Source organism: Vogesella perlucida (genome assembly GCF_979366545.1).
The window spans coordinates 1-645 of the sequence record NZ_CEETRO010000035.1 but is presented as its reverse complement, the minus strand read 5'-3'; the positions used below and the strand labels follow the sequence as shown (position 1 = coordinate 645).

The 645-nt window shown below is 66.5% G+C and carries 1 protein-coding gene; it reads right to left on the bottom strand.

Going from position 1 to position 645, the window contains the following annotated elements; all coding sequences use genetic code 11:
• Positions 1-645: Ig-like domain-containing protein (locus tag ACZ9XP_RS17765; protein ID WP_465188944.1), on the bottom strand; the 645-nt coding region annotated here is incomplete at both ends.

The following is a 645-nucleotide window of genomic DNA, read 5'->3' as shown; positions in this document are numbered from 1 at the left end:
CGGTGGCGGCCACTTTGGCGTCGATGGTGGTGTCGGCGGCCAGGTCGCGACCGGCCACAGCCACGCTGTACTCACCGGCGGCATTGACGGTGGTGGTGTAGTCGCGGCCATTGACGGTCAGGGTCACTACGTCGCCGGCTTTGAACTCGCCGCTGACGGTGCCGCTGACGGTGATGTCTTCACCGGCTTCGGCGGCGTTCACCACGTTGTCGGCGGTGATGTCGTTGACGCTGATGCTGGCGGTACGGTTGTCCGGGGCGACGGTGTCGACGCGGTAGCCTTCGGTGTCGCTGACGGTAATGCTGTTGCCGGCTTCGTCACGGGTGGTGACGCTGGCCTGGATCACCTGGTCGGCGTCGGCTACCAGCTCGGCGCCCGGTACGTTGATGCTGAAGGTGTTGCCGGCCTGCACGGTACCGGTGAACGGCTTGCCGTTCACGGTCAGGGTCACGGTGTCGCCGACCTTCACGTCGCCACCCACGCTACCGGTGATGGCGATGTCTTGTTGCGACTCGGCCGCGTTGATCACGTCGTCGGCGGTGATGTTGGCCGCGAGCGTGATGCTGGCGTTGATGGTGGTGTCCACACCGTGGGTGTGCACGGTGGTGGCTTCGCCCACGTTGCCGGCGGCATCGGTGGCGGCCA